A 24600-nucleotide genomic window follows, 5' to 3' on the forward strand; every position below is an offset into this window, starting at 1 on the left:
GACGAAAAGAGCTGCACCGGCACCCGCCGGTGCAGTTCGCGGTTGAAGGACCAGTCTGCGCAAACGAAGCACCGCCTTTGAGACGGGTGCCCTGCGCAGCCTCAGGCTCTGCCGCGATGATCAGGGAGGGACCTCCAATGCATATCGACAAGATTTCCGACATGATCGCGCATTTCATCGGCATGTTCGACACGGTGGTCGAGGAAGCGCGTCTGAGAAGCAACTATAGCGAAGGCCCTGCGCATTCCGATCCTGACCGGTTACCGGAGGATGAGGCAGCAAGGCTGCTCGACAAAAACTACGACGTCCCGCTCGAGGATTACGATCCCGGCGTCAAATATCGCTCCGGCTATTACGATTTCGACTACATACGACCGCATTTCGCCCGCGCTGTCGAATACGACATGCAGCAGCTTGCAAATGCCATCCCGGTCGATATTTCCGGCGCGCATTTCCGTTTTCCCGGCCGCCTTTCCTTTGATGAGCGCGAACTGGTGGTTCATACCGGTCCCGGCTCGGTAGCCGGCCATCTTACGCAGGTCAATATTCTCCAGGACGATGACTATCTGAACATGACGGACGGCCCGAATGTGGCGCGCGACACGACCTTCGTGACCGCGCGCACCGTCGAGTTTTACAACGAAGCCGCCGTCTTCACGCCCTTTTCCACCTTCCAGCGCACCGACAGCTACGACGCCTTGCAGGCGCTCGCCAAATCCGCGCACGACTATATCGAACACGCCCGCGACAATGACGTTACCTCGCTTGGCACCGGTGCGGACCAGGATTTCATTCTGGCCGGCAATGATATCAACGGTCTTTATATCAATGGCGCGGTGGCCTACGACAAGCCGACGCTCGATGACTTCATGCCGGACCGCGGCATTGCCAAACCCGCCGAGGCACCGGAAAAAAGCGACGTTTCCCTGCATGAGGATAGCCCGGCCGGCAACAGCCTCGATATCGCAGCAGGCGCCAATGTCGTCGCCAACATTGCCACGCTGGTCAATACCGGCGTCATGACCTCTGTCACCGCCGTCATGGGCGATTATCACCAGATCGACGCCATCACCCAAGCCTATATCTACAGCGACCGGGACGAGATTTCTTCCGTCTTCACGCATTCGGAGGATCAGGCGGCAACGGCCGCTTACAACATCGCCAGCTTTCAGCGCAGTGTCTATCCGGGCGCAGAAAATGCCGCGGCTGACAGCCATGAGAGCGGCGAGCCGCCGATATTCCCCACCGCCTGGCGCGTCAGCGTGCTGGAAGGGGATGTGTCCTTCGTCCACTGGATCGAACAATACCAGTTCATCAGCGACAATGACACGATGACCGTCACCACCTCGGGTGCGAGTGTCAGCCTTTTGACGGGCGGCAATGCCGCGCTCAACATCGCCAATTTCCTCGGCATCGGCATGCAGTACGATCTGATCATCGTCGGCGGCAATGTGCTGGACATGAACCTCATCAGCCAGATTGCCGTGCTTTACGACAATGACTGGGCTCGCGCCAATCCCGATGCGCCTGGTGGCGCCACCATTCAATCCGGCAATAACCTGCTCTGGAACGATGCCAGCATTCACAATGTCGGCAGCAATGACCGTTTCGAGACCATGCCGGACTATATGCACCAGACGGTGAACGCGATCAACGAACGCGATCCCAACATGCCGGATGCGCTCGCCCACGACGCCAACTTCGCCGGCTATCAGGGGCTGAACGTCCTTTACATCACCGGCAACCTTTATGATGTCAGCATCATCAAACAGGTGAGCGTGCTCGGCGATTCCGACGACGTGACCCAGGCCGCCGCCAAAGTCCTCGAAAACAACGACAATGCCACGGTCCATATCGATACCGGCAGCAACGCCGTCGTCAATATCGCACAGATCGTCGATTACGACAGTTTCGGCTCGACCACCTATGTCGCGGGCGGCGTTTATTCCGATGCCATCCTGATACAGGGCGGCATCATCGAAAACGACACGTCGCAGCCGACGCAGCACGGCCAGCTGGCAAACGAGGTCATCGCCTTTCTTCACGACGATCCCGCCACCATCCAGAACGAATCCGACGGCGTCATCAATGGCGGCCACGACCTCTCATGGTCCAATGCCCACCCATCCGACGTCATGCAGACGGTCGTTGCGTAACGTCCGGCGAGCGGGGCGGCAAACACGCCCCGCAATAGCCGAACCCGCAAACACCGCAAGATCACCGGGGACCGACATAAAATGGATCATATCTCAAGGAAAACGATTGCCGACGGACGCTCGCTGGACTTGCCGCTGGATCAGGAAGCGGAAGACAGCAAACTGACGGACGCCTGTATTTCAGCCATCAACGAAGCCGTCGAAAATCTGCGCCAATTGTCCGGCGCGGAACAGGCGGCAAAAATCATTGCATCCCCCACCCAGCCAACACCCCCGCAAACTCCACCCGAACCGCTTGCGAAAACAGGACATCCCGAACAATTGCGGGACGTTCCCCCGGTGAGGCCGGCACCACAGCCGGACCGGCAGCCAGCCTCCCCGGCGCAACCGCAGGCCAAGATTGACAATACAGACCTGCCTTTCGTCAAAACCATCGACAATAATGACGGTCCGATCCGCGAAAACGAACGCCGGCCAGTGACCGGTGGTGGCGGCAAGGAGCCGACGGACAATGGCGGCGGAGGAGGCGGAGGTGGCGGCGGCGGAAGTCAGAGCGGCTTCCACAAGCGCAGCGAGCCGATCAATTTCGCCGCAAGTCTTGCCAAGGGCATCGCTGCCGTTCGCCGCAACATGGTGGTGGTGATGCTGTTCACCATCGCCATCAATATCCTGCTGCTCGCCATCCCGCTTTATCTGTTCCAGATTTCCGACCGGGTGCTGACCAGCCGCTCGATGGACACGCTTGTCATGCTGACGGTGGCCGTGCTTGGCGCGGTTCTGCTGCAGGCTTTCATGGACGCCATCCGTCGCTTTATCCTGATGCGCACCGCCGTCGAGCTTGAGGTGCAGCTTGGCGCGCCGATCCTTTCGGCCGCCGCCCGCGCATCCCTGCATGGCAACGGCAAGGACTACCAGATCCTGCAGGACCTGCAGCAGCTGCGCTCCTTCCTGACGTCGGGAACGCTCATTGCATTTCTCGATGCGCCGCTGATGCCGCTCTTCATCGTGGTGGTCTATCTCGTCCATCCGCATCTCGGCATCATCATCATGGTCTGCTGCGCGGTGCTGTTCATCATCGCCTGGCTGAACCAGCGTTTCACCGCAAGGCAGTTTTCCGAAGCCTCCGGTTATCTGAGCCGGGCCAATTTCCACCTCGATTCCATGTCGCGCAATTCGCAGATCATCAATGCGCTCGCCATGATACCCGAGGCGGTGAAGATGTGGGGCCGTGAAACGGCCGGATCGCTGAAGTCGCATGTGGCGGCGCAGGATCGCAACATCATGTTCTCCGGCGTCTCCAAGGCCGCCCGCATGATCACCCAGGTGGCGCTTCTGGGCTGGGGTGCGCATCTGTCGCTTTCCGGCGAACTGACCGGCGGTATGGTGATCGCGGCCTCTATCATTTCCGGCCGTGCGCTGGCGCCCATCGAAGGCGCGATTGAAGGGTGGCACCAGTTCAACAAATCCGCTGCCTCCTATGGCCGCATCAAGCAGCTTCTCATCAGCTCTCCGCTGAATTTCCCGCGCCTGCGCCTGCCCAATCCGGAGGGGCGTCTCGATGTGGAGCGCATTCTCTTCGTACCGCCGCCGCAAAAGAAGGTGATTTTGAACGGCATTTCCTTTTCGCTGAAAAAGGGGGAATCGCTCGCCATCATCGGCAATTCCGGCTCCGGTAAGACGACGCTCGGCAAGATGCTGGTCGGCTCCATCCTGCCCACCTCGGGCAATGTGCGCCTCGATCTCATGGACCTGCGCAACTGGGACCAGCGGCAATTCGGTGAAAGCATCGGTTATCTGCCGCAGGACGTGCAGCTTTTCCCCGGTACCATCAAGGCCAATATCTGCCGCATGCGCGACGACATCGACGATCGGCAGATTTACGAGGCGGCGGTGCTCGCCGATGTGCATGAGCTGATCGCCGGTTTCCCGCAGGGTTATGAAACCGTGGTCGCCGCCGATGGTGCGCCGCTGTCCGGCGGCCAGAAACAGCGCATCGCGCTTGCCCGCGCATTCTTTGGTGATCCCAAATTCGTGGTGCTGGACGAACCCAACTCCAACCTCGATACACAAGGAGAACAGGCGCTGGCCAAGGCGCTGCTGCACGCCAAGAAACAGGGCATCACCACTGTCACCATCACCCAGCGCCCCGCACTTTTGCAATGTGTCGACAAGATCATGGTGCTGAAGGACGGATCGCTTGCCATGTTCGGTGAAAGGATCGAGGTGCTGAAAGCGCTTTCCGGCAATGGCCGTCCGGCCAACCAGTCCCCGCAGATCGAGGGTTGAGGATCGTCATGTTCAAGAAGAAAAACGCCATTGCCGAAATCAAACCACAGGGCCAGCTGGAATGGTACAGCGAGGTGCCGCGCTCCATCCGCCTGCATAGTTCCATCGGCCTTGCCGTGCTGCTCGCCTCATTCGGCGGCTTCGGATATTGGGCCGGCACCGCACCGCTCTCCTCCGCCATCATCGCCCAGGGCAGCTTTGTCGCCACCGGCAACAACAAGATCGTCCAGCATCTGGAAGGCGGCATCATCAAGGAAATGATGGTCAGCGAGGGCGACACGGTCAAGGAAGGCGACGTACTGCTGACGCTAGACAAGACGACGGCGCTGGCCAATGAGCGCATGTTGCAGCTGCGGCGTCTTCGCCTTGAAACCATCGTGACGCGCCTGCGCGCCGAAGCGCAGGGCGAAAAGAGCTTCAAGGTGCCGGAGATCGTCATGAAGGAAGCCGGCGATCCTGACATCAACTCCATTATCCAGAGCCAGAACATCGTGTTCCACAGCAAAATCGTCAAGCTCGACGAGCAGTTGAACCTGATCGAAAAGAACATCCGCTCTCTGGAATTCCGCTATACGGGTTATAACGGGCAAAAACAGTCCTTCGACCGGCAACTCGCCCTTCTGACGCAGGAACGCGATTCCAAGGAAAGGCTCGCCAAGGACGGCGTCATCCGCAAGACCGATATGCTGGCACTGGAACGCGCGATTGCCGACGCCATGGGCGATATCGCCCGTCTGACCGGCGAAATGAACCAGAGTGAGGCGGAAATCGCCAAGTTCAAGCAGGAAGCGGTCATCGCCGTCAACGCCAACAAGCAGGCAGCGCTCGACGCGCTGGAAACGGCTGAATCTGATCTCGACAGTGTCCGGGAACAGGTGCGCGGCGCCGCCGAGGTGCTGGAACGCACCGTCATCCGCTCCCCCGTCAACGGCACGGTGGTGCGGGCCTATTATCACACCCCTGGCGGCGTCATCACCACAGGCAAGCCGATCATGGAAATCCTGCCCGCCCATGTTCCCCTGATCCTCGAAGCACAGGTGCTCAGAACTTCGATCGACCAACTACACGAAGGCCAGACCGCCGCGATCCGTCTGTCAGCACTCAACCGCCGCACCACACCGGTTTTGAACGGCAAGGTGTTTTACGTTTCCGCCGACAGCATCGAGGAAAATGCCGGCCTTCAGGTCAAGGACGTCTATATCGTGCGCGTGCAGGTTTCCGACGACGAGATCGCCAAGGTCCATAATTTCCACCCCGTGCCCGGCATGCCGGCCGACGTTCTGATCCAGACCTCGGAGCGCACGTTCTTCGAATATCTGACCAAGCCGATCTCCGACAGCATGTCCCGCGCCTTCAAGGAAAGATGAAGAAATATCAGTAACCTATACTGTCTTTTCCGCAGCGCTCAGCATATAATATCCGAATATATTTCGCCGGGGCGGGAGAAGCAGCATGGCGGTGATGTCGGATGTGTTGCTGCTGGTCGGCAGGCTGAATTATGTATGGACCAACACCGAAAGCCTGATGATCTATCTGATCGTCCATCTCCTGAAAGTGGAGAAGGAAGCGGCCATCGTCGTGTTTCTGACGCTCAATACCACACGGGCGCGCATGGACCTCATCGAGCGTCTGGCGAAACTCCCCTCAACGCCGACACAGGACCGCAAGACCATTCTCTCCATCATGGCGCGGCTGAAGAAAGAAGCGCGGACGCGCAACAAATACAATCATTGCATCTATTCCTTCGACGAAAAGGGTGAAATCGCCAGCACCCAGCTGATGCGGCTGGTGGAGGACGACAGCAAGGTTCGTTACGGCAAGGTCGAACGCATGGACGAGAAGGAAATCGAGCATCTGGAAAAGTCGATTGCCGATATCGTCGATGTCAGCAAGGACATGTGGAAATTCATCCACGCCAGCCCGCATGTCTCGGCGGATTACCTCTAGGCTCTCGTCTGCAACCGCATACCGATCGCCGGGTGAGTTTCACCATTCTGCGCCGCTTTCACTGGCAGGCACAGTTTGCCCGCAGCGAAATAAAGGAGGAACGAGCCGATCTGGTAGGGGAAGATGATATCGATCTCCACGAAGGAGCGCACCACGAACAGCGCGCAGATCGCAAAGAGAATAACGCCCTGCGGATCGCTCTTGCGCATCAGCACCGAGCGCAGATGTCCGAGCAGCGTGCCGTAAAGCACCATGCCGAGCAGCACCATTCCGACGATGCCGTTCTCTACCACCGTCTCGATATAGGTATTATGGAAATGGAAGCCGGTGCGGCCGGTAATGAAGAAGTCGTTCCAAAGCCGTTCGGCATCGGCAAAACCCGCCACCCAGAACCCCTGATAACCGACACCCAGGATCGGCGTCTGTTTTGCCGCCTCTATGCCCTGCTGCCAGAGATAGGTGCGGCCGGTAAGCGTCGAATCCTTGCCGAAAACACCGAGAATGGCATCGAGCAGGCCAAATTGCAGGGAGGCTACCACAAGCAGCGCACCAAGGCCGCCAAGCACGAAAAATGTCATCTTGCGATTGGCGGGAGACAGCATGCCGATCGGGATGAAGCCGATGATGAGCGCAACCACAGCCGCCGTGGTGATGGTGGATGTGGCCGATTGCGATGCGATGAGGCTATAGGCCGATAAGAGCCCGGTAACACCGGCAATCGGCAGCCAGATGCCTCTCTGTTTCAGGACCAGCACGGAGGCGGCGGCAAAAATGACGCCAAGCGAGGCATAAAAACCGAGCTGGTTCTTCGATGAGAAGGCGCCAACGAAACTATAGGTGCCGTCAAGCGCATCGAAGAGATAGATGCCGAACAGCAGCGAATAGAGCAGAACCACGGCGATGCCGATCAGCGCGCCGCGCGTCAACGTGCGGATCGAGATGACGCGCATGGCGATCAGGGCGCAGACAATATGCGTCATATATTGGATGGAGGCGCGCATGGTTACCGACGCGGCCTCCGACCAGAAGCTGGACAGCACAGTCAGGATGCCGAAGGCGAATATCCACAGATAACGCGGATAATTGCCGAGCACCTGCCGGTAATTGACCACCACCAGCGGCAGCCACATGCCATAATAGGCCAGAACCGAGATTTGCCCGAAACGCGACGAATAGGCGAACACGAAGAATGACAGCGCAATAGCCGCCATTCCGAAGATTTCATTGCGTTCGGGATCGATCAGCGCCGATTTGGCAATCCGCATGCAAACCTCACTGCATCAGGATTTCGGACGAAACCTTGATGACGTCGCCGGGCTGAAGCAGGGTGTTTTCTTCCACCTTCACTTCCTTCGGCTTGCCATTTTCCTCACGCACCACGAGATAGGTGATGGTCGCGGATTTGCCCGACGGATCGAAGCGGATCGCTTCGGCCGATTGCGCCAGCGCCTCCGACATCAATTCGCGGCTGGTGGTCAGCTGCAGATTGAGCTTGTCGAGTTCCGCTTCGGTGTCCTGCAATTCCTTGGAACGCTGCGCCACCCAGTCGTTGCGCAGGTTGATCTCGTCCTGGGTCGCCTTGTTGATGTCCTGCTTGGCGCGCAGAGACTGCGTATCGATATCAAGAAGGGTGGATTCCACCTCCGCCGCGCGCTCTTCCGCCGAGATACGCCGCTGCGACAGCGCAAGCCCCTGTTCATTCAGCCGGTTGACGCGGTCGCGGTCTTCGTTGGCGAGCTGGAGCTGGCGGTTCTGTGTTTCCGATTTTTTATTCAGCGATTCGACTTCACTCTGCAAAAGGGCATGCAGATCCGTCAACGCCTTCAGCTGAAGCGTATAACGCTCGGTGCGGGATTTCATCAGCGCGCTTTCGCTGGCGAGAAGCGTATCGATCTCGCTGATCTTTTCCATTTCAGGCGTCTTGGCGATGGCCTGATCGCCCTTGACCTCGGCAATCAACCGCGCCTGGCGCGCCAGCAGCCTTGCCCGCTGATTGTCGTAGACGGCGGCATCGCCGCGCGCATTGATGAAGTCGCGGGCAAAACGCTGGCCGGCGTCGGAGCGACGCAGGCCGCCGGCAAGGCTGACGGCCTTCAGCACCGTGAGATTGGCGGCATAGGGATATTCGCCCGGCGTCTGCACGTCGCCGCTGAGAAAGATCGGCCGGAACTGGGCGATTTCGACGGAAGCCGAGGGAAGGTTGCGAAGTGCGAATTTGCTCTGAAGCTGGGCGCCGATCGCCTCACCGACTTCCGAAGGCGTTTTCCCCGAAACATCCAGCTGGCCGATAAATGGCAAGGACAGCGCGCCGGATGGGCCGACGGAATAATCGCCATTGATGACGTCCCAGTTGCGGATGCTGCCATCGGCCGGCTGCCATTCGGCAACACGGATGCGCAGCTTGTCGGCGGTGCCGAGCTTATATTGCCCACCCTCTGCCGCCATTGCGGGGAGCGGTGCGGCCAGGGCGACGGAAGCGGCAAGCACGAGGGCGGCAAGCGGACGGCGGGGGGTGGCAAAAAGGCCGTTCATCGGGAGACTCCCTGTTTGCTGATCGCCATGCAGGCGATCAGACGATAGGCAACCGGGCAAGCCCGGCTGCGCAGCGCCGCAAAAGCGGCCGCTATTGTTAGCACCAATGACGCACCCGAAGACCGGACTTGGGATCCCGGTCGGGTGCGTGTCGAAACGAAAATCGATAAAGCCGAACTCAATATTGATTTCAGTAGCTGCCGCGCGACAGGCACACGGCGGGAATGGTCTTGACAATGATGAAGACATCCTGCCGCATCGACCAGTTCTGCACATATTGCGTGTCGAAAGCCACGCGGGTCTTGTAGGATACGTCGTTACGGCCGCTGATCTGCCACAGGCCGGTCAGGCCCGGACGGGTGCTGAGATAATAAGCGGCAGCGCTTTCATAATAGCTCAGCTCCTCGTCAACGACGGGGCGCGGGCCAACCACGCTCATTTCACCACGGATGATGTTGAGGAGCTGCGGCAGTTCATCAAGGCTAAGCTTGCGTAGCACGGCGCCGACGGCGGTGACACGCGGATCGTTCTTGAGCTTGCGGGTCGCGCGCCATTCCTCGGCGGCTTCCGGGTTGGCGGCAAGATATTGCCGCAACATCTCGTCACCGTTCATCGCCATCGTCCTGAATTTCAGGCAATGGAAATAGCGGCCATTATGTCCCACACGCCGGTGACCATAAAAGATCGGACCGGGATCGGAAAATTTCACCAGAGCGGCGATCAGCAGGAAAATCGGGCTGAAGATGAGCAGCGCAAGTGCAGCCGATGCCATATCGAAGCTGCGTTTTGCGATGCCCCCGATAGGGAAACTGACATCGAAATCTTCGGAACTGAGTGTCTGTTCAGCCGATTGGGTCGCGGACTTCATAGAGAGAACTCCATTTATGTTTTGCGATTGGTCGGTGCCCGAAGGCGCGTCTTTCCGTCTAAAGGAGATAACAAGTCTGTGTTCGGAATTTGATGCTAATGGATTTTTTGTAAGGCACATTGCCCATGACCGTCTATGCGATTTCTTGCGGCGGCGGTCGATCAACCTCCGGGCAATATTAAGCGTTGCATAAAAAAGAAACAAATGCGCTTACGGCCATGTGCGTAGAGCATGGGTGGCCTCCTGGCATGTATTGTATTTTCGACCGCCTACAGTCTTTTCTTATATGTTTCTTATGGCTTAATCGGATGACACAGGAACGCCAAGAACAGCCATGCGTGTAACAGACTATTAAATTTTTTTGCGCCGCAGCAAGATTGCGGCAATGCATATAAAATTTGACATATTAGCCAGGATTTTTTTACCCGACACTCGGCCTTCGCCAAGAAAAAGCGATGGAAAAATTGCAAGAGCGGCGCAAAAGCGGCAAAACAATGGCAAAAAACCGCGCTGGAGCCGCAGAATATCTTCAAAATATTCGAGCCCCGGCTAGGATTCGGCTCCGCTTGCGATAAGCAGAGTGCTCTGCAACCCTCACATCAAGCAGAACGCTGTGGAATCAGAAGGTGGGCGGCGTACAGGCGCTGATGACTTCACAGGGCACGGGACCGACGCAGCGGAAGCGATGCGGCCTGCGGCTCTCGAAATAATAGGCATCGCCCGGCCCCAGCACCCGCCGCTCCTCATCAACCGTCACTTCCAGACGCCCGGAGAGGATGATGCCCCCCTCCTCGCCATCATGCACCAACGGCACCTTGCCGGTATCGGCACCCGGCTGGTAACATTCCTTCAGGATTTGCAGGCTGCGGCCGAAGACGTTGTCGCCCACCTGCCGGAAGGAGATCGGCCCCTTGCCGATTTCGACCAACTCATCCGCCCGATAGAAGGCCTTGCGGTTTGTCTCCGGCTCGAAGGCGAAAAATTCGGCGAGGCCGATCGGTATACCGTCCAGAATACGCTTCAGCGCTCCGACGGACGGGTTGGAGGTATTGCTCTCGATCAGCGAAATCGTTGAATTGGTCACACCGGCGCGCCTTGCCAGTTCACGCTGGGAAATGTTGTGACGCAGCCGTAAATGGCGCAAACGCCCGCCTATATCCACCGACATGCTGCCGCCCCCGTTACCGTTGTTCGAAATATCGAAAACACTGCATTTCGCCTACAGCATTTTCAATGACTTGGCCACAGAGAGAAAAGGGCTTGTTCGCTCTGAAAAATAGCTTTCAATCATCGGCAACGAACAGGAGAACCATGATGGACAACCCCAGCCGATCCAATTCCACCTCACTCGACAGCTACTGGATGCCATTTACCGCCAACCGGCAGTTCAAGGCCAATCCCCGCCTGCTGACGAGCGCCGAGGGCATGTATTACACCAGCAATGACGGCCGTCAGGTTCTCGATGGCACGGCTGGCCTGTGGTGCGTCAATCTCGGCCACGGCCGCCAGCAGATTGCCTCCGCCGTCAAGCACCAGCTTTCGACCATGGATTACGCGCCCTCCTTTCAGATGGGCCATCCCGTCGCCTTCGAATTCGCCGAGCGGCTGGCGGAAATCGCCCCCGGCCCTGAAGGTGCAAAGCTTGATCGCGTTTTCTACACCGGCTCCGGCTCGGAATCGGTCGATACGGCCCTTAAGATCGCCATCGCCTATCAGCGCGCCATCGGCCAGGGCACCCGCAGCCGCCTGATCGGCCGTGAGCGCGGTTATCACGGCGTCGGTTTCGGCGGCATCTCCGTCGGCGGCCTCGTCAACAACCGCCGGGTTTTCCCGCAGATACCCGCCGACCATCTGCGTCATACCCATGATCCTGCAAGGAACAGCTTCGTGAAGGGCCAGCCCGAGCACGGCGCAGAACTTGCCGACGATCTGGAGCGGCTGGTCGCCCTGCATGGCGCGGAAACCATCGCTGCCTGCATCGTCGAGCCGGTGGCCGGCTCCACCGGCGTGCTGGTGCCGCCGAAGGGTTACCTGGAGCGCTTGCGTGCCATCTGCGACAAGCACGGCATTCTGCTGATCTTTGATGAAGTCATCACCGGTTTCGGTCGCATGGGCTCATCCTTCGCAAGCAACTATTTCGGTGTTACGCCTGATATCGTCACCACCGCCAAGGGGCTGACCAATGGCGCGATCCCCATGGGCGCGGTCTTCACCAGCCGCAAGGTGCATGATGCGCTGATGCATGGCCCGGAAAGCCAGATCGAGCTGTTCCACGGCTATACCTATTCCGGCCATCCCGTCGCCTGCGCCGCCGGCATTGCCGCGCTCGATATCTATCGCGATGAAGACCTTTTCACCCGCGCATCCGAATTGCAGGATGTCTGGCACGACGCCATCCATTCGCTGAAGGGCCTGCCGAACGTTATCGACATCCGCACCATCGGCCTCATCGCCGGCATCGAGCTGCAATCGCGCGACGGCGCCATCGGCGCGCGCGCCTATGATATCTTTGTGGATTGCTTCGAGCGCGGCCTGCTTGTCCGCGTCACCGGCGACATCATCGCCCTCTCGCCGCCGCTGATCGCCGAAAAATCCCATTTCGACGACATCGTCTCGATCCTCGGTGACGCGCTGAAACGCGCAAATTAAAAGTATAAATTTCTAATATAGGAAAGGCTGCAATACAAATTGCAGCCTTTTTTCGCTTTTATCAAAATCAGCCCGCAAATAGATCATTTATTAAGCATGTTCTATTATTTTTCCGCAGTATAACCAACAGCGCGGGAACGTCTCCATGGCGTCGATTCAGAAAAAGATAATATTGGCAAGCATTGCGATCTTTTCCATCACCGGCGCCGCCACGGGCGTTGGCATGTGGGCAACGGAAACGCTAAACCGTAACAGTGAATATGTCGCACTTTCGGCCGAAGTGCTGCGCAACCACATGCAAGCGGACATGATGCATGATGCATTGCGCTCCGACGTACTTGCCGCCATTCTTTCCACCAATGCCAGCATGGGCCTCGACCTTAAGGCGGTTGAGGCTGACCTTGGCGAACATGAAGCCAGCTTCCGCGAAATGATCGAGGCCAACAGGTCCCTGTCAGCAGGCACAAACGTCAAGGCCGTGATTGATGGCGTCGAAAAACCACTGCTCGCTTATATGGAAGCGGCCAATGCGGTTGTCGGCCTTGCGGGTTCCCGCCCGGAAGAGGCGATCAAGCTGATGCCCGAGTTCATGCGGCAATTCTCGGCGCTGGAAAAAGCGATGGAAGTGGCCGGCGACCAGATCGAGGCCCTGTCCGATGCCGCCTCGGCCGAAAGCGAAAAGACCAAGGCGACGATCAACCTTGCCTTGAAGGTCCTGCTGGTTCTGGCGGCAATCTTCTCCGTCGGGCTTTTCCTTCTCACCCGCAGATCGGTTATCCAACCCATCCTGCAATTGTCAAAGAACATGGAAACATTGGCGGGCGGCGATACGTCTCAGCCACCCTCCGGCATCGATCGCAAGGATGAGATTGGCTCCATGTCCGGCGCGGTCGAAATATTCCGACAGGCGGCAATCGCCAATCAAGTACTTGAAGAACAGGCGGCGGCAGCCCGCCGGCAGGCGCAAGCCGATCAGGAAGCAGCACGCCAGCAGGCCGAGGAGGACGCTTCCGAACGATTGCGCATTGCCACATCAGGCCTCGCTAGCGGTCTGAAGCGGCTGGCTTCGGGCGATCTGGCCTTCCAGCTCGATCAGGCCTTCGCCCCGCAATTCGAAACCCTGCGGCATGATTTCAACAGTTCTGTCCGGCAGCTGGCCGAAACATTGTTTGCGATTTCCGATGGCATCGGCACGATCGACGGCAGCAGCCGCGAGATTGCCGCCGGCGCCTCTGACCTTTCCCGCCGCACGGAAAATCAGGCAGCCTCCCTCGAACAGACCGCCGCAGCGCTCGAGGAAATCACGGCCAATGTTTCAAACGCCAACAAACGCACTTCAGAAGCGCGGCTTGCCGCCACCGACGCCAACCATAGCGCCCTGAAATCGGTCGAGGTGGTCAGCCACGCCGAAGAGGCGATGCGCCGCATCGAGACATCATCGCGACAGATTACCGGCATCATCGGCGTCATCGACGAAATCGCCTTCCAGACCAATCTTCTGGCGCTGAATGCCGGGGTGGAGGCCGCCCGCGCCGGCGAGGCTGGTAAAGGTTTTGCCGTGGTGGCGCAGGAAGTGCGTGATCTTGCCCAGCGTTCCGCAAAGGCCGCAAGCGAAATCCGTGACCATATCCGCCAATCATCGGCAGAAGTGGAAAGCGGCGTGAAGCTGGTTCTCGATACCGGTACGGCGCTGAAGGATATCGGCGAACGCATCGCCGGCATCGACCAGCACATGACGGCGATTGCGACATCAGCCGCCGAACAATCGACGGGACTCGCCGAAATCAACGCGGCCGTGAACTCCATGGATCACGCCACCCAGCAGAATGCGGCCATGGTGGAGCAATCCACCGCAGCTTCGGCCACGCTTGCCGCGGAAACGGCAAAGCTGCGCGCGCTGGTTTCACGTTTCCGTCTGGATATGGAAGATGTTGGTGGCCATGACATTATCCGTCACGTGGCCTGAGGCGGAAGCATTGCGTTGCCATCCGTCCATCGTTTCCAGCCGCTGATTTCAGCGGCTGGAAATTCTTGTCTATCAGTAAGTCTGAACCGGCTGCGACAGGCCGTCGCCAACAACGCCATTGCCATATTGGGCAACGGGCACGCCTTCCTGGCCGATCGGCACGCCCTGCTGCGCCGGGCCAAGCGCCGTCACCACGATCGGCGTACCATCCGGCACGCGATTATAGAGATCGACGATATCCTGGTTGATGAGGCGCACGCAGCCTGATGATACCGACTTGCCGATGGTCCACCATTCGGGCGAACCGTGCAGGCGGTAGATCGTGTCCTTGCCGTCCTTGAAGATATAGAGCGCACGCGCGCCGAGCGGGTTCTTGAGGCCCGGCTCCATGCCGCCATTGCGGCTGCTATAGGGCTCCAGCTCCGGCTGACGGGCAATCATTTCATCGGGCGGTGTCCAGCGCGGCCATTGGCGCTTGTACTGGATGACGCCGCGGCCGGCCCATTCGAAACCGGCGCGGCCGAGGCCGACGCCATAACGCATGGCCTGACCGTTCTCATAGGTGAGGTAAAGGAAATGGTTGGCCGTATCGACGACGATGACGCCGGGACGCTCGCCCGTGGGATTGGCCACCATCTGCCGCAGGAACTGGCGCGGAATCCGCTTATAGGGAATTTCCGGCAGCGGAAACTGTTCGTCCGGCTTGGGGCCGTACATCAGCGCATACATCGGATCTTCTGCGGGGGCGGCCGGCCGTGCGGCTTCACGCGCCGTGGTGTTGCAGCCGGCAAGGCCGGCAAGCGCCAATCCACCTGCTCCAAGCAGGAAACCCCGCCGGGTCGTTGTCGTCTCGTTCAATTGAAAAACCTCATTTACGTCATCTCACACTGGCAAAGGGGTCTGCCAGCGCCGCATCGGGGCGGCTGATAGGGTACTTCGTGCCGGAAACCTGCGATGCCATGGACTTGGCGCCGCTGGACTTCAGAATGGCACGGAAGCTCGGATGCATGCCGCCGTCTACATACGCGCTGAGAGGTACGGAAGTTCCCTCGTTCATCGCGGCGGCAATTTTTTGTTGTTCCTCGGCCAGTTTCGACGCCACCGCCGGGTCCGGCTGATTGGTGGCTGGCGGGCAGGCCGCCAGAGGATCAGCAGGCTCGCCTTCGGCGAATTCGCTGTTGAAGACATATCGCCGGCCGCAAACGGAGACCTTGGGCTGGCGTCGCGTCACCTCGAAATAGTCGTAGCCTTCCTTGAGCGTACGCCAGAAGGGCATGTTGGGATCGTCGCGATGCGCCACCATGTTTCGTGCGCTCATGCGGAAGGGATAGGCCTGTACCTGAAAACGATCCTGCCCGCCCTGCAGCGCACGCGCCACGACGGCGTAAATCTCGCCCACCTGTTGATCGGTCATGGCGTAACAGCCGGACGACGAACAGGCGCCATGCACCATCAGCGCTTCGCCGGTGTAGCCAAGCGCCGATTCCAGCCGGTTGGGATAACCGAGATTGAAGGAGACGTAATATTGCGAATTCGGATTCAGCATGCCGGCCGAGACGTGATAAAAACCTTCCGGCGCCTGCCGGTCACCGGTCTTCATCTTCGGCCCGAGCTTTCCGGACCAGCGGCACATGGGATAGGTCTTCAGCAGCGAATAGCTTCCGGTCTTGTCGACCTTCCAGACCTCAAGTTCGCTTTCCTGCTTGAAAATACGAACGAGGACCGGGCTTTCCGGCCGCATGCTCTTGGCAGACATCTGCGCCATCATCTTGGACGACAGCTTCGGCGGGTCCTTCTTGACGCTATCGAGACCCATGGAGGTGCACGCAGCAAGACCGCCGCCGATCGCGACGACCGCAGCTACTCTTACCCCCGCCATCACCTTCAGCCGTAACCCCGCAACCGCGAAATCCAGCAATGCCTTCATGTCCATGGATCGTTCTGCCCGCCTGATTTGCCCGCCTTTCCGGCAGACGCTTAACTAGCGAAGGTGGCCATAACGCGGCAACCTCGCACATGGACAAAGTCTCGTGAACAGACGTTACCCTTTCGTTAATCATAGGGACACAAGCCCGTGAGGAGCGGGGTAGACGGATGCACTTATCGAAGCAGCCCCTGCCCGCCATCGATCCATACCGGCGTGCCGGTAATATGGCGTGACGCGTCCGAAGCCAGAAAACCGATCAGCGCGGCGACATCGTCGCTCGACCCCGCCACGCCGCCGGTCACGGGAATATCGCCAGCCGGAAAACGAACCGGCACCTCGGTCTTTTCGCGTCCGCGTATATCGGTGTTTTCGTCAATTGCCGTTTCAATCTCGCCCGGACAAACGGCATTCACGCGGATGCGGTGACGCCCAAGCTCCAGCGCCAGTTGCTGGGCCATGGCAAGCTGCCCCGCCTTGGTCACGGAGTAGGCGGTAGCACCGGGGGAGGTAAAGGTGCGGGTGCCGTTGATCGAGGAGACGATCACGATGGAGCCGCCACCGGCCGCCTTCAGATGCGGTACGCTGGCATGCACGGTGAGATAGGTGCCGCGCAGGTTGATGCGGATCGTATCGTCCCACTCGGAAGGCTTCAACTCATCGATGGGCGCCCAGACACCGTTGACGCCAGCGTTCGCCACCACGACATCGAGGCGACCGAAATCCTCCACGAGCGCTGCGACCGCGTGTCGCATGGCCGCCTCGTCCGAAACATCGGCGAGAAGAACTTTGGAAGAGCCGGATGCGGTCTTTATCTCCTCGGCCACGGCCTGCAGTTCGGATTCGGTGCGGCCGAGCAAGCCAACCGAAAAACCTGCCGCAGCCAGATGAAGGGCGGCGGCACGTCCGATGCCGGAACCTGCGCCGGTGACGAGAGCAACTTTGCGATGAGCCAATGTCACACCCCGCCTTTTCTCGAGGCTATCGAGGTGACCGTGGCCGAAACCGGATCGCTGGCTGGAAAGCTGTCTTCCAGTCCCTCGTCCAATTCCTCTTCCAGAATATCGCGATCCTTCGCGGTGCGGGCGCTTGCCTGACCATGCGGAACATCACCCTGCGCCGTTCCAAGCGCGGAAAACTGCGACGACGCATCAGCGCCGTGGCGGGTGCCGAAAGCTGTCAGCTGAACCATCACCGCACTGGCGCGCTTGATGGCCTCTGCATCATCTATCCCTTCCAGTCCGTCGGCGAGGCGGACGGAGACCTGGTCGCCGTCGCTGCCGACGAACTCGACGGATATGACGCCGTTATTGCGTTTTACATAGGTCGTGGAAAGTTGCATGACATGCCCTCCGATTTGAAAAGTATCGGCTTATCCAGCCGATGCGGTAACACTGAAACCTGAATTCACAACGACGGCAGAGCGGAAGGGGTTCCAGATGAATCAGGCCTTTAGCCCGGAAATGCAGGCGAATTTCTTCAAGCGTGACGCGCTGGATGTGGCCCGCGCGCTCATCGGTGCGGAATTTCGCGTCGGCAATGCCGGTGGCATCATCGTGGAAACCGAAGCCTACCATCCGGACGACCCGGCATCCCACGCCTTCAACGGGCAGACCCCACGCAACAGGGCGATGTTCGGCCCGGCCGGCCATCTTTATGTCTACCGGTCCTATGGTATTCACTGGTGCGCAAATTTCGTGTGTGCGCCCGGCTCTGCCGTGCTTCTGCGGGCGATCGAACCGCTGACCGGCCTGGACATGATGAAACTGCGGCGGGGAACGGACAAGCCAAAACTTCTGTGTTCCGGCCCCGGCAGGCTTTGTCAGGCCATGGCCATTACCGGCGACATGGACGGCATGCCGCTCGACGCCCCTCCGTTTTTTCTGCGTTTGCCGAAGGAAGCCGCAGCGGTTACCAGCGGCAGGCGCATCGGCATCAGCCGCGCGGTGGATTATCCGTGGCGCTTCGGGCTTGCAGGCTCGTCCTTCATCAGCAAGAAGTTCGAAAATCCGGGAACGCAGGAAGTTTAAAGCACTTTCGGCGGCTGATCGTTTTCGTCGGGATTGGGGGTCGGAATTTCATCCGGCAGCCTGTCGGGTTCCGGCTCTTCCACCGGCGGAATATCCGGCTGCGGCGGCACCGGCATTGGTGGTTCGGGATAGGGTTCGACGGGAACGGTCGACATCGCGGCCTCCTGATATAAATGCGCGACCCAAACCGGATTACGCTTTCATCTATCGGGACAACGCGCCTGCGCCGTCGCCATTCAGGCGGCGCAACGCACAAATTCGCCCATCGGTCATATGCCGATCAGGTCCCTCCGGTCCGGTTGCGCCGCCCCGTGGTTGTACAGGGAAAACGCCGGGACCGGCCGTCCGTTCCTTTTTTTTGAAGAAGCTTTTTTTACGGCTCAGGCAAAACCGAGCGCGCTACGGGAAATATCGCGGTTTTCGCAATAATCGCGGGAGTGGGCCTCATGGCCATGCTCACGGGCGGTCGAACGGGTCAGTTCCGGGCTTGGAACATTGAGCAGCGCGTCCGCGTAGGTGCCGGTCGCTTCCACATCATCAATCACAGGCTGCTGTTGCGGTTTTAAAAATTCAAACATCCGTCGTCCTCCTTCGACACGTCCCCTCAACGCGCCGGCCCAAGTCCTGTTCCATAACGAACACGACTGCTTCGATTATACATGAGATGTCGCCGCCGTATAGATGACGAAAGGCGAACGCTATCAACTGACGTTCACAAAATGGAGTGGAATCAGTGAGCTATGCCGACAAGCTCAGGCAGGCCCAACCGACTCCCGCAGGATCAGTTCCACCGGCCACAATTCCTGCACTTCGCGCACCGCCCTGCCGCCGATGATCTGCAAAAGCAGGTCCGTCACCCGCATGCCGGCCATGCGCATGGGGGAGCGGGTGGTGGAAAGCGGCGGCATCATGCTTCCCGGGGTGAGATAGGGAAACACGTCATCATGGGCGATGACGGAGACGTCCTTGCCGATCGTCAGACCCAACTGGGTCGCCGCGCGATACACACCTTGCGCCGTCATCATCGCACCCGCAACGAAGGCCGTCGGACGCGGTGTCTGCTCCAGAAGCGAGCGGGCGAAGCGAAAAGCTGTCTCCTCGCTGAAATGCTCGCTAATCATGAAACGCGGATCCGGCGTGATGCCATGGGTCGCCAGCGCATCGCGAAAACCCTGTTCCCGATCCTGCACGAAGGTACGGCCGACCGGACCGTTGATGAGAGCAATCCGCCTGTGTCCACGCTCCAGAAAATGGATCGTCGGACGATAGGTCACGTCATGATTGTCGATATCGAGCCAGGCATGTTCGAAGGGTGTCTTCGAGCGGCCATGCACGATGAACGGCACACCCAGCCGGTTGAGCAGCGCAATGCGCTCATCCTCCGGGCGCGGTGAATGCACGATGATACCATCCACCCGTCCGCTCGACGCAAGCCTGCTGAAAATCGCCAGTTCCTCGTCAAGGTCATTGTCGACAGTCACGCTGACGAGGATGTCGGTCTCTTCCCCTTCCAGCCGGGTCGCCATTCCACCCATGAATTCCGAGAAGAAATGCCCGCCGCCTGAACGACCCATGACGACACCGATGGCACCCGCCCTGCCGGTTGCCAGCCTGACCGCGTTGGCATTGGGCCGGTAGCCGTATTTCAGCGCAGCCTCCATCACCCGCTGCCGCGTTTCCTCGCGCACCTCGGGATAGCCGCCAAGCGCCCGGCTGACGGTGGTGGGCGACAGCCCGACCTTCTCTGCGAATTCCTTGAGCTTCATATTTTTTGCCAATTTGCCCCTGCATGCGTTGCCGCTGCGGATTTTTCAAGCCGACAAAAATTGAAAACGATTTCAATTTTCTTTCAACTGAAACCTTACAGTTGGATTTCCTGAAAGGCAAAGCCGAAAAATTCCAGACGAAAACGCCCAATTCTCGCTCAATTAGAAAGAGTATTGACAGATTGTCTAGCTTTTGCGAGCTTTCCGTCAGTCAAAAGCGCTTTCAATTTTGAGGATAATCGGGAGCGTCAACGGAGGAGTTTGACAATGAATATTTCCATGAAGACTTTGTTCCTGTGCGGAGTGGTGTTTTCTGCCGCTGCTTCCGCGCAGGCAGCTGAACTTTCCATCGCCGCCAATTCGACCGGCAAGAACGTCGCGTTCTTCCGCGAACGCATCGCCGCCTTCGAGAAAGAAACCGGCCACAAGGTCAATCTCGTCACCATGCCGTCATCATCAAGCGAGCAGTTCAGCCAGTACCGGCTTTGGCTTGCCGCCGGCAACAAGGATGTCGACGTCTACCAGACGGACGTGATCTGGGCGCCGCAGCTGGCCGAGCAATTCGTGGATCTGACCGCAGCGACCAAGGATGTCATCGGCGATCATTTCCCCTCCATCGTCGCCTCGCAGACGGTTGACGGCAAGCTCGTCGCCATGCCGATGTTCACCGACGCGCCGGCGCTGTTTTACCGCAAGGACCTTCTGGAAAAATACGGCAAGCAGCCGCCGAAAACCTGGAAGGAACTGAGCGAGACCGCCAAGGAAATTCAGGACAAGGAACGCGAGGGCGGACAGAAGGACCTCTGGGGCTTCGTTTTCCAGGGCAGCGCCTATGAAGGCCTGACCTGCAACGCGCTGGAATGGATCGCCTCCGCCGGCGGTGGCCATATCGTCGAAAGCAACGGCGATATCTCGATCAACAACGAGAAGGCTGCAGCCGCTATCGAAACAGCCAAGGGCTGGGTCGGCACCATCGCGCCGCAGGGCGTGCTTGCTTATAAGGAAGAGGAAGCGCGCGGCGTCTGGCAGACCGGCAATTCCGTCTTCATGCGCAACTGGCCCTATGCCTATGCGCTCGGTAACGGCGCCGACAGCGCCATTAAAGACAAGTTCGGCGTCACCCCGCTTCCGGCCGGTGCAGAAGGTGAAGCCCCCGCCTCGACACTCGGCGGCTGGAACCTCGCCGTTTCGAAATATTCCGACGATCAGGAAGCGGCCATCCAGCTCGTGAAATTCCTGGCATCGAAGGACACCCAGAAGCTGCGCGCGATCCAGCTTTCCAACATGCCGACGATCGCCTCGCTTTACGACGACAAGGATGTCGCGGCCGCCCAGCCCTTCATGCCGACATGGAAGCCGATCTTCCAGACCGCCGTTCCGCGTCCATCCGCCTCGGCCAAGGTAAAATACAACGAGGTTTCGGCCAAGTTCTGGGGCGCCGTGCACAACACGCTCTCCGGTAACGGTACGGCGGCGGAAAATCTCGAACTTCTCGAGGTTGAACTGACCGATCTCAAAGGCAACGGCTGGTAATCCGGCCCGCGCGGGAGGCGGTCTCGTCTGATCGTTTTCCGCGCCCCAACCGCGAGATATCCCCATGAACGACATCGCCCTTCAAAGGCCGGTCGCGGCATCCAGCACCGGCTCCGACCTGCAGTCGGAACGACTGAAATCCGCCTGGCTGTTTCTTGCCCCCACATTTCTGGTGCTGGGACTCGTGGCCGGCTGGCCGCTCGTGCGCACCGTCTGGTTCAGCCTCACCGACGCCTCGCTCACCAATCTCGAAGGTGCGCAGTTCGTCGGCCTCAAGAATTACCTGACATGGATCACGCTCAGCAGCGGCCGCACCATCTATCGCGGCCTGCTAGCCGATCCCGCATGGTGGGGCGCAGTTCTCAACACGCTGAAATTCACCGTGGTTTCGGTCAGTCTCGAGACAGTGCTCGGCCTCATCGTCGCGCTGGTGCTGAATGCCGAATTCAAGGGACGCGGCCTCGTGCGCGCCGCCATTCTCGTGCCCTGGGCCATTCCGACCATCGTCTCGGCGCAGATGTGGGCATGGATGCTGAACGACCAGTTCGGCATATTGAACGACCTGTTCCTCAATCTCGGGCTGATCTCCAGCAAGATCGCCTGGACCGCCAATCCGGAAACCGCGATGGTCGCCGTCTTGATCGTCGACATCTGGAAGACAACGCCTTTCATGGCGCTGCTCATTCTCGCCGGCCTGCAAATGGTGCCGAAGGATATGTATGAGGCAGCCAAGGTGGATGGCATTCATCCGGTCAAGGTGTTCTTCCGCGTCACCCTGCCGATGATCCGACCCGCCCTCATGGTCGCCGTCATCTTCCGCATGCTGGATGCGATGCGCGTCTTCGACCTCATCTATATCCTGACACCGAATAATGCCCAGACCCGCACCATGTCGGTGCTGGCTCGTGAGAACCTGTTCGATTTCGACAAGTTCTCCTACGGTGCTGCCGCCTCCACCATGCTGTTCCTCATCATCGCCTCGATCACCGTGATTTACATGTGGCTCGGGCGCGTCAACACCGATGGAGCCGCGCGATGACCCTGCCCAGCATCCTGAAAACCACCGCCTTTTATGCGCTGGTCGCCATCATCATGGTGATTTCGGTATTCCCGTTTTATTATGCGATCCTGACGAGCCTGAAATCCGGCTCGGCGCTGTTCCAGGTCAACTACTGGCCGCGTGACTTCTCGCTGACCAATTACAGCTTCGTCATCGGCAACGGCACGTTCCTGCGCAATCTCGGCAATTCGCTGTTCGTTGCATCTTCCGTCGTCATATTGTCGCTGTTCCTTGCGGTAACGGCGTCCTATGCACTGGCCCGTGTCCGCTTTCGTGGCCGCTCGCTGCTGCTGCTCACCATCCTGTCGGTTTCGATGTTCCCGCAGATCGCCGTACTCGCCGGCCTGTTTGAACTGATCCGCTGGGCGGGCATCTTCAACACGCCGCTGGCGCTGATCTTTTCCTACATGATCTTCACCCTGCCCTTCACGGTCTGGGTGCTGACAACCTTCATGCGTGACCTGCCGATCGAGATCGAGGAAGCAGCGATTGTCGATGGCGCGACGCCATGGGTCATCATCACCCAGGTGTTCATGCCGCTGATGTGGCCCGCACTCGTCACGACAGGGCTTCTCGCCTTCATCGCAGCGTGGAACGAATTCCTTTTCGCGCTCACCTTCACCTCATCGAACGAGCAGCGCACGGTGCCCGTCGCCATCGCGCTCCTGTCGGGCGGCTCGCAGTTCGAAATCCCCTGGGGAACGATCATGGCCGCGTCGGTCATCGTCACCGCCCCGCTCGTCGTCCTCGTTCTGATCTTCCAGCGACGCATCATCTCCGGCCTCACCGCCGGCGGCGTCAAAGGCTAGGAGAAACCAAATGACCACCATTCAACTGCGCGATCTTCGCAAATCCTTCGGAGCCTTCGATGTCATCAAGGGCATCGACATGGATATCCGCTCCGGCGAGTTCATGGTTTTCGTCGGCCCCTCCGGCTGCGGCAAGTCCACGCTTCTGCGCCTCATCTGTGGGCTGGAGGAAATTTCCAGTGGTACGCTCTCCTTCGATAGCGAAACGGTGAACCGCCTGCCGCCCGCCAAGCGTGGCGTCGCCATGGTCTTCCAGTCCTATGCGCTTTATCCGCATATGACCGTGTTCGAAAACATGGCCTTTGGCATGAAACTCTCGGGCGCGGACAAGGAACAGCGCAAGAAGCGCGTGGAGGCAGCAGCCGAGATGCTGCAGCTCACACCCTATCTGGAGCGCCTGCCGAAGCAGCTTTCCGGCGGCCAGCGCCAGCGTGTCGCCATCGGCCGCGCCATCGTGCGCGATCCCAAGGTATTCCTGTTCGACGAGCCGCTTTCCAACCTCGATGCGGCATTGCGCGTTGCCACCCGTCTGGAAATCGCCAGGCTGCACCGCTCGATGCATGACACGACGATGATTTACGTCACCCACGACCAGGTGGAGGCGATGACGCTCGCCGACCGCATATGCGTGTTGCGCGACGGTCGGGTCGAGCAGATCGGCACACCGCTGGAGCTTTACGAAAGCCCTGTCAACACCTTCGTCGCCGGCTTCATCGGCTCGCCGAAGATGAACTTCCTGTCCGGCAAATATGCCGAATCCGAAGGCGCAAAAACCATCGGCATCCGACCCGAACACATCACCATCGCCACCGATGGCAGCGGCTGGAGCGGCGAAATCGTGCATTCGGAAATGCTGGGATCGGACAGCTATATCTATGTCGAGATCGGCGCGGGTGAACCCGTCGTCGTTCGCGAAGAGGGCGTCACCAACCGCACGGCTGGCGAACGTATCGCCATCGTGCCGGATGCGGCGCAGATCCACCGTTTCGACGCCGAAGGCCGGGCGCTTGCCCGCAACCCCGCCCGTGGTGCCGCCTGAAATTTCCACTTTCGCCGGGATCACCCAAGGTCCCG

Annotated in this window: 22 protein-coding genes; 11 read left to right on the forward strand and 11 right to left on the reverse strand. The window is 59.2% G+C overall.

From position 1 onward, the window contains the following. Positions 1–137 precede the first annotated feature (137 nt). The 4 genes from ACQZ5F_RS14510 (at position 138) to ACQZ5F_RS14525 (ending at position 6389) form a co-directional block, all read left to right on the forward strand. Entirely contained in the window at positions 138–2156 is a 2019-nt protein-coding gene (locus ACQZ5F_RS14510; protein ID WP_225338571.1) for a hypothetical protein, read from the forward strand. An 81-nt stretch (positions 2157–2237) separates the two neighbouring features. After that, a complete protein-coding gene (locus ACQZ5F_RS14515) occupies positions 2238–4442 on the forward strand; it encodes a type I secretion system permease/ATPase (protein WP_225338572.1) in 2205 nt (734 codons plus the stop codon). Between the two features lie 8 nt (positions 4443–4450). After that, positions 4451–5809: an HlyD family type I secretion periplasmic adaptor subunit gene (locus tag ACQZ5F_RS14520; RefSeq protein ID WP_046801340.1), complete on the forward strand. Its 1359-nt coding sequence runs from the start codon at positions 4451–4453 to the stop codon at positions 5807–5809. A gap of 85 nt (positions 5810–5894) precedes the next feature. After that, entirely contained in the window at positions 5895–6389 is a 495-nt protein-coding gene (locus ACQZ5F_RS14525) for a hypothetical protein (RefSeq protein WP_046801341.1), read from the forward strand. On the opposite strand, the gene ACQZ5F_RS14530 is transcribed toward ACQZ5F_RS14525, so the two are convergent. The 4 genes from ACQZ5F_RS14530 to ACQZ5F_RS14545 all read right to left on the reverse strand — a co-directional run bounded on the left by ACQZ5F_RS14530 (position 6386) and on the right by ACQZ5F_RS14545 (position 10957). Then, complete coding sequence (locus tag ACQZ5F_RS14530) at positions 6386–7654, reverse strand: O-antigen ligase family protein (RefSeq protein WP_225245678.1); 1269 nt, start codon at positions 7652–7654, stop codon at positions 6386–6388. The two genes, ACQZ5F_RS14525 and ACQZ5F_RS14530, sit on opposite strands and share 4 nt — an antisense overlap. 7 nt (positions 7655–7661) lie before the next feature. After that, complete coding sequence (locus ACQZ5F_RS14535; protein WP_225338573.1) at positions 7662–8921, reverse strand: polysaccharide biosynthesis/export family protein; 1260 nt, start codon at positions 8919–8921, stop codon at positions 7662–7664. A 190-nt stretch (positions 8922–9111) separates the two neighbouring features. Next, on the reverse strand, positions 9112–9789 hold the full coding sequence (locus tag ACQZ5F_RS14540; protein WP_046801344.1) for a sugar transferase: 678 nt from the start codon (positions 9787–9789) through the stop codon (positions 9112–9114). 619 nt (positions 9790–10408) lie between these two features. Beyond that, positions 10409–10957 (reverse strand): cupin domain-containing protein, encoded by a 549-nt coding sequence (locus ACQZ5F_RS14545; RefSeq protein WP_045018487.1) that lies wholly within the window; start codon positions 10955–10957, stop codon positions 10409–10411. Positions 10958–11103: 146 nt separating this feature from the next. Between ACQZ5F_RS14545 and aptA the strand changes: the two genes are divergently transcribed. Then, entirely contained in the window at positions 11104–12438 is a 1335-nt protein-coding gene (gene aptA / locus ACQZ5F_RS14550; RefSeq protein WP_137086452.1) for an omega-aminotransferase AptA, read from the forward strand. Between the two features lie 145 nt (positions 12439–12583). Next, the gene (locus tag ACQZ5F_RS14555) at positions 12584–14404 is read left to right on the forward strand and encodes a methyl-accepting chemotaxis protein (protein WP_448730623.1); all 1821 of its coding nucleotides are present in this window, start codon (positions 12584–12586) and stop codon (positions 14402–14404) included. Positions 14405–14476: 72 nt separating this feature from the next. Here the strand turns inward: ACQZ5F_RS14555 and ACQZ5F_RS14560 are convergent, their stop codons facing one another. The 4 genes from ACQZ5F_RS14560 to ACQZ5F_RS14575 all read right to left on the reverse strand — a co-directional run bounded on the left by ACQZ5F_RS14560 (position 14477) and on the right by ACQZ5F_RS14575 (position 17670). Then, positions 14477–15262, reverse strand: coding sequence for a L,D-transpeptidase (locus ACQZ5F_RS14560; protein ID WP_046801347.1), 786 nt, complete (start codon positions 15260–15262; stop codon positions 14477–14479). A 19-nt stretch (positions 15263–15281) separates the two neighbouring features. Next, positions 15282–16337: a L,D-transpeptidase family protein gene (locus tag ACQZ5F_RS14565; protein WP_448730622.1), complete on the reverse strand. Its 1056-nt coding sequence runs from the start codon at positions 16335–16337 to the stop codon at positions 15282–15284. A gap of 167 nt (positions 16338–16504) precedes the next feature. Beyond that, on the reverse strand, positions 16505–17290 hold the full coding sequence (locus tag ACQZ5F_RS14570) for an SDR family oxidoreductase (RefSeq protein ID WP_046801349.1): 786 nt from the start codon (positions 17288–17290) through the stop codon (positions 16505–16507). Next, entirely contained in the window at positions 17287–17670 is a 384-nt protein-coding gene (locus ACQZ5F_RS14575) for a hypothetical protein (RefSeq protein ID WP_046801350.1), read from the reverse strand. The genes ACQZ5F_RS14570 and ACQZ5F_RS14575 overlap by 4 nt, the downstream gene beginning before the upstream one ends. A gap of 97 nt (positions 17671–17767) precedes the next feature. On the opposite strand from ACQZ5F_RS14575, the gene ACQZ5F_RS14580 reads away from it, so the two are divergent. Then, complete coding sequence (locus ACQZ5F_RS14580) at positions 17768–18358, forward strand: DNA-3-methyladenine glycosylase (protein WP_448730621.1); 591 nt, start codon at positions 17768–17770, stop codon at positions 18356–18358. On the opposite strand, the gene ACQZ5F_RS14585 is transcribed toward ACQZ5F_RS14580, so the two are convergent. The 3 genes from ACQZ5F_RS14585 to ACQZ5F_RS14595 form a co-directional block, all read right to left on the reverse strand. Further along, entirely contained in the window at positions 18355–18513 is a 159-nt protein-coding gene (locus ACQZ5F_RS14585) for a hypothetical protein (protein ID WP_080842802.1), read from the reverse strand. The genes ACQZ5F_RS14580 and ACQZ5F_RS14585 overlap by 4 nt on opposite strands. A 225-nt stretch (positions 18514–18738) precedes the next feature. Next, positions 18739–18936 (reverse strand): hypothetical protein, encoded by a 198-nt coding sequence (locus tag ACQZ5F_RS14590; RefSeq protein ID WP_035243556.1) that lies wholly within the window; start codon positions 18934–18936, stop codon positions 18739–18741. A 174-nt stretch (positions 18937–19110) separates the two neighbouring features. After that, positions 19111–20124: a substrate-binding domain-containing protein gene (locus ACQZ5F_RS14595; protein WP_137086458.1), complete on the reverse strand. Its 1014-nt coding sequence runs from the start codon at positions 20122–20124 to the stop codon at positions 19111–19113. Between the two features lie 267 nt (positions 20125–20391). On the opposite strand from ACQZ5F_RS14595, the gene ACQZ5F_RS14600 reads away from it, so the two are divergent. The 4 genes from ACQZ5F_RS14600 to ACQZ5F_RS14615 all read left to right on the forward strand — a co-directional run bounded on the left by ACQZ5F_RS14600 (position 20392) and on the right by ACQZ5F_RS14615 (position 24565). Continuing rightward, positions 20392–21657 carry an ABC transporter substrate-binding protein gene (locus ACQZ5F_RS14600; RefSeq protein WP_225245673.1) on the forward strand — a complete coding sequence of 422 codons (1266 nt, stop codon included), beginning with the start codon at positions 20392–20394 and terminating at the stop codon, positions 21655–21657. Between the two features lie 64 nt (positions 21658–21721). Further along, entirely contained in the window at positions 21722–22696 is a 975-nt protein-coding gene (locus tag ACQZ5F_RS14605; protein ID WP_448730620.1) for a carbohydrate ABC transporter permease, read from the forward strand. Next, a complete protein-coding gene (locus ACQZ5F_RS14610) occupies positions 22693–23526 on the forward strand; it encodes a carbohydrate ABC transporter permease (RefSeq protein WP_046801356.1) in 834 nt (277 codons plus the stop codon). Before ACQZ5F_RS14605 ends, ACQZ5F_RS14610 begins: the two co-directional genes overlap by 4 nt. A gap of 10 nt (positions 23527–23536) precedes the next feature. Then, the gene (locus tag ACQZ5F_RS14615) at positions 23537–24565 is read left to right on the forward strand and encodes an ABC transporter ATP-binding protein (RefSeq protein WP_225338580.1); all 1029 of its coding nucleotides are present in this window, start codon (positions 23537–23539) and stop codon (positions 24563–24565) included. Positions 24566–24600 lie beyond the last annotated feature (35 nt).

Source organism: Agrobacterium sp. 22-210-1 (assembly GCF_053522525.1).

What these genes read in the sequence shown, in the direction of transcription:
- ACQZ5F_RS14520 (WP_046801340.1), top strand. Translation starts at nt 4,451, where the DNA reads ATGTTCAAGAAGAAAAACGCCATTGCCGAAATCAAACCACAGGGCCAG.
- ACQZ5F_RS14580 (WP_448730621.1), top strand. Translation starts at nt 17,768, where the DNA reads ATGAATCAGGCCTTTAGCCCGGAAATGCAGGCGAATTTCTTCAAGCGT.
- ACQZ5F_RS14610 (WP_046801356.1), top strand. Translation starts at nt 22,693, where the DNA reads ATGACCCTGCCCAGCATCCTGAAAACCACCGCCTTTTATGCGCTGGTC.
- ACQZ5F_RS14510 (WP_225338571.1), top strand. Translation starts at nt 138, where the DNA reads ATGCATATCGACAAGATTTCCGACATGATCGCGCATTTCATCGGCATG.
- ACQZ5F_RS14545 (WP_045018487.1), bottom strand. Translation starts at nt 10,957, where the DNA reads ATGTCGGTGGATATAGGCGGGCGTTTGCGCCATTTACGGCTGCGTCAC.
- ACQZ5F_RS14615 (WP_225338580.1), top strand. Translation starts at nt 23,537, where the DNA reads ATGACCACCATTCAACTGCGCGATCTTCGCAAATCCTTCGGAGCCTTC.
- ACQZ5F_RS14535 (WP_225338573.1), bottom strand. Translation starts at nt 8,921, where the DNA reads ATGAACGGCCTTTTTGCCACCCCCCGCCGTCCGCTTGCCGCCCTCGTG.
- ACQZ5F_RS14515 (WP_225338572.1), top strand. Translation starts at nt 2,238, where the DNA reads ATGGATCATATCTCAAGGAAAACGATTGCCGACGGACGCTCGCTGGAC.
- ACQZ5F_RS14590 (WP_035243556.1), bottom strand. Translation starts at nt 18,936, where the DNA reads ATGTTTGAATTTTTAAAACCGCAACAGCAGCCTGTGATTGATGATGTG.
- ACQZ5F_RS14575 (WP_046801350.1), bottom strand. Translation starts at nt 17,670, where the DNA reads ATGCAACTTTCCACGACCTATGTAAAACGCAATAACGGCGTCATATCC.
- aptA (WP_137086452.1), top strand. Translation starts at nt 11,104, where the DNA reads ATGGACAACCCCAGCCGATCCAATTCCACCTCACTCGACAGCTACTGG.
- ACQZ5F_RS14605 (WP_448730620.1), top strand. Translation starts at nt 21,722, where the DNA reads ATGAACGACATCGCCCTTCAAAGGCCGGTCGCGGCATCCAGCACCGGC.
- ACQZ5F_RS14530 (WP_225245678.1), bottom strand. Translation starts at nt 7,654, where the DNA reads ATGCGGATTGCCAAATCGGCGCTGATCGATCCCGAACGCAATGAAATC.
- ACQZ5F_RS14585 (WP_080842802.1), bottom strand. Translation starts at nt 18,513, where the DNA reads ATGTCGACCGTTCCCGTCGAACCCTATCCCGAACCACCAATGCCGGTG.
- ACQZ5F_RS14525 (WP_046801341.1), top strand. Translation starts at nt 5,895, where the DNA reads ATGGCGGTGATGTCGGATGTGTTGCTGCTGGTCGGCAGGCTGAATTAT.
- ACQZ5F_RS14555 (WP_448730623.1), top strand. Translation starts at nt 12,584, where the DNA reads ATGGCGTCGATTCAGAAAAAGATAATATTGGCAAGCATTGCGATCTTT.
- ACQZ5F_RS14565 (WP_448730622.1), bottom strand. Translation starts at nt 16,337, where the DNA reads ATGGACATGAAGGCATTGCTGGATTTCGCGGTTGCGGGGTTACGGCTG.
- ACQZ5F_RS14600 (WP_225245673.1), top strand. Translation starts at nt 20,392, where the DNA reads ATGAATATTTCCATGAAGACTTTGTTCCTGTGCGGAGTGGTGTTTTCT.
- ACQZ5F_RS14595 (WP_137086458.1), bottom strand. Translation starts at nt 20,124, where the DNA reads ATGAAGCTCAAGGAATTCGCAGAGAAGGTCGGGCTGTCGCCCACCACC.
- ACQZ5F_RS14540 (WP_046801344.1), bottom strand. Translation starts at nt 9,789, where the DNA reads ATGAAGTCCGCGACCCAATCGGCTGAACAGACACTCAGTTCCGAAGAT.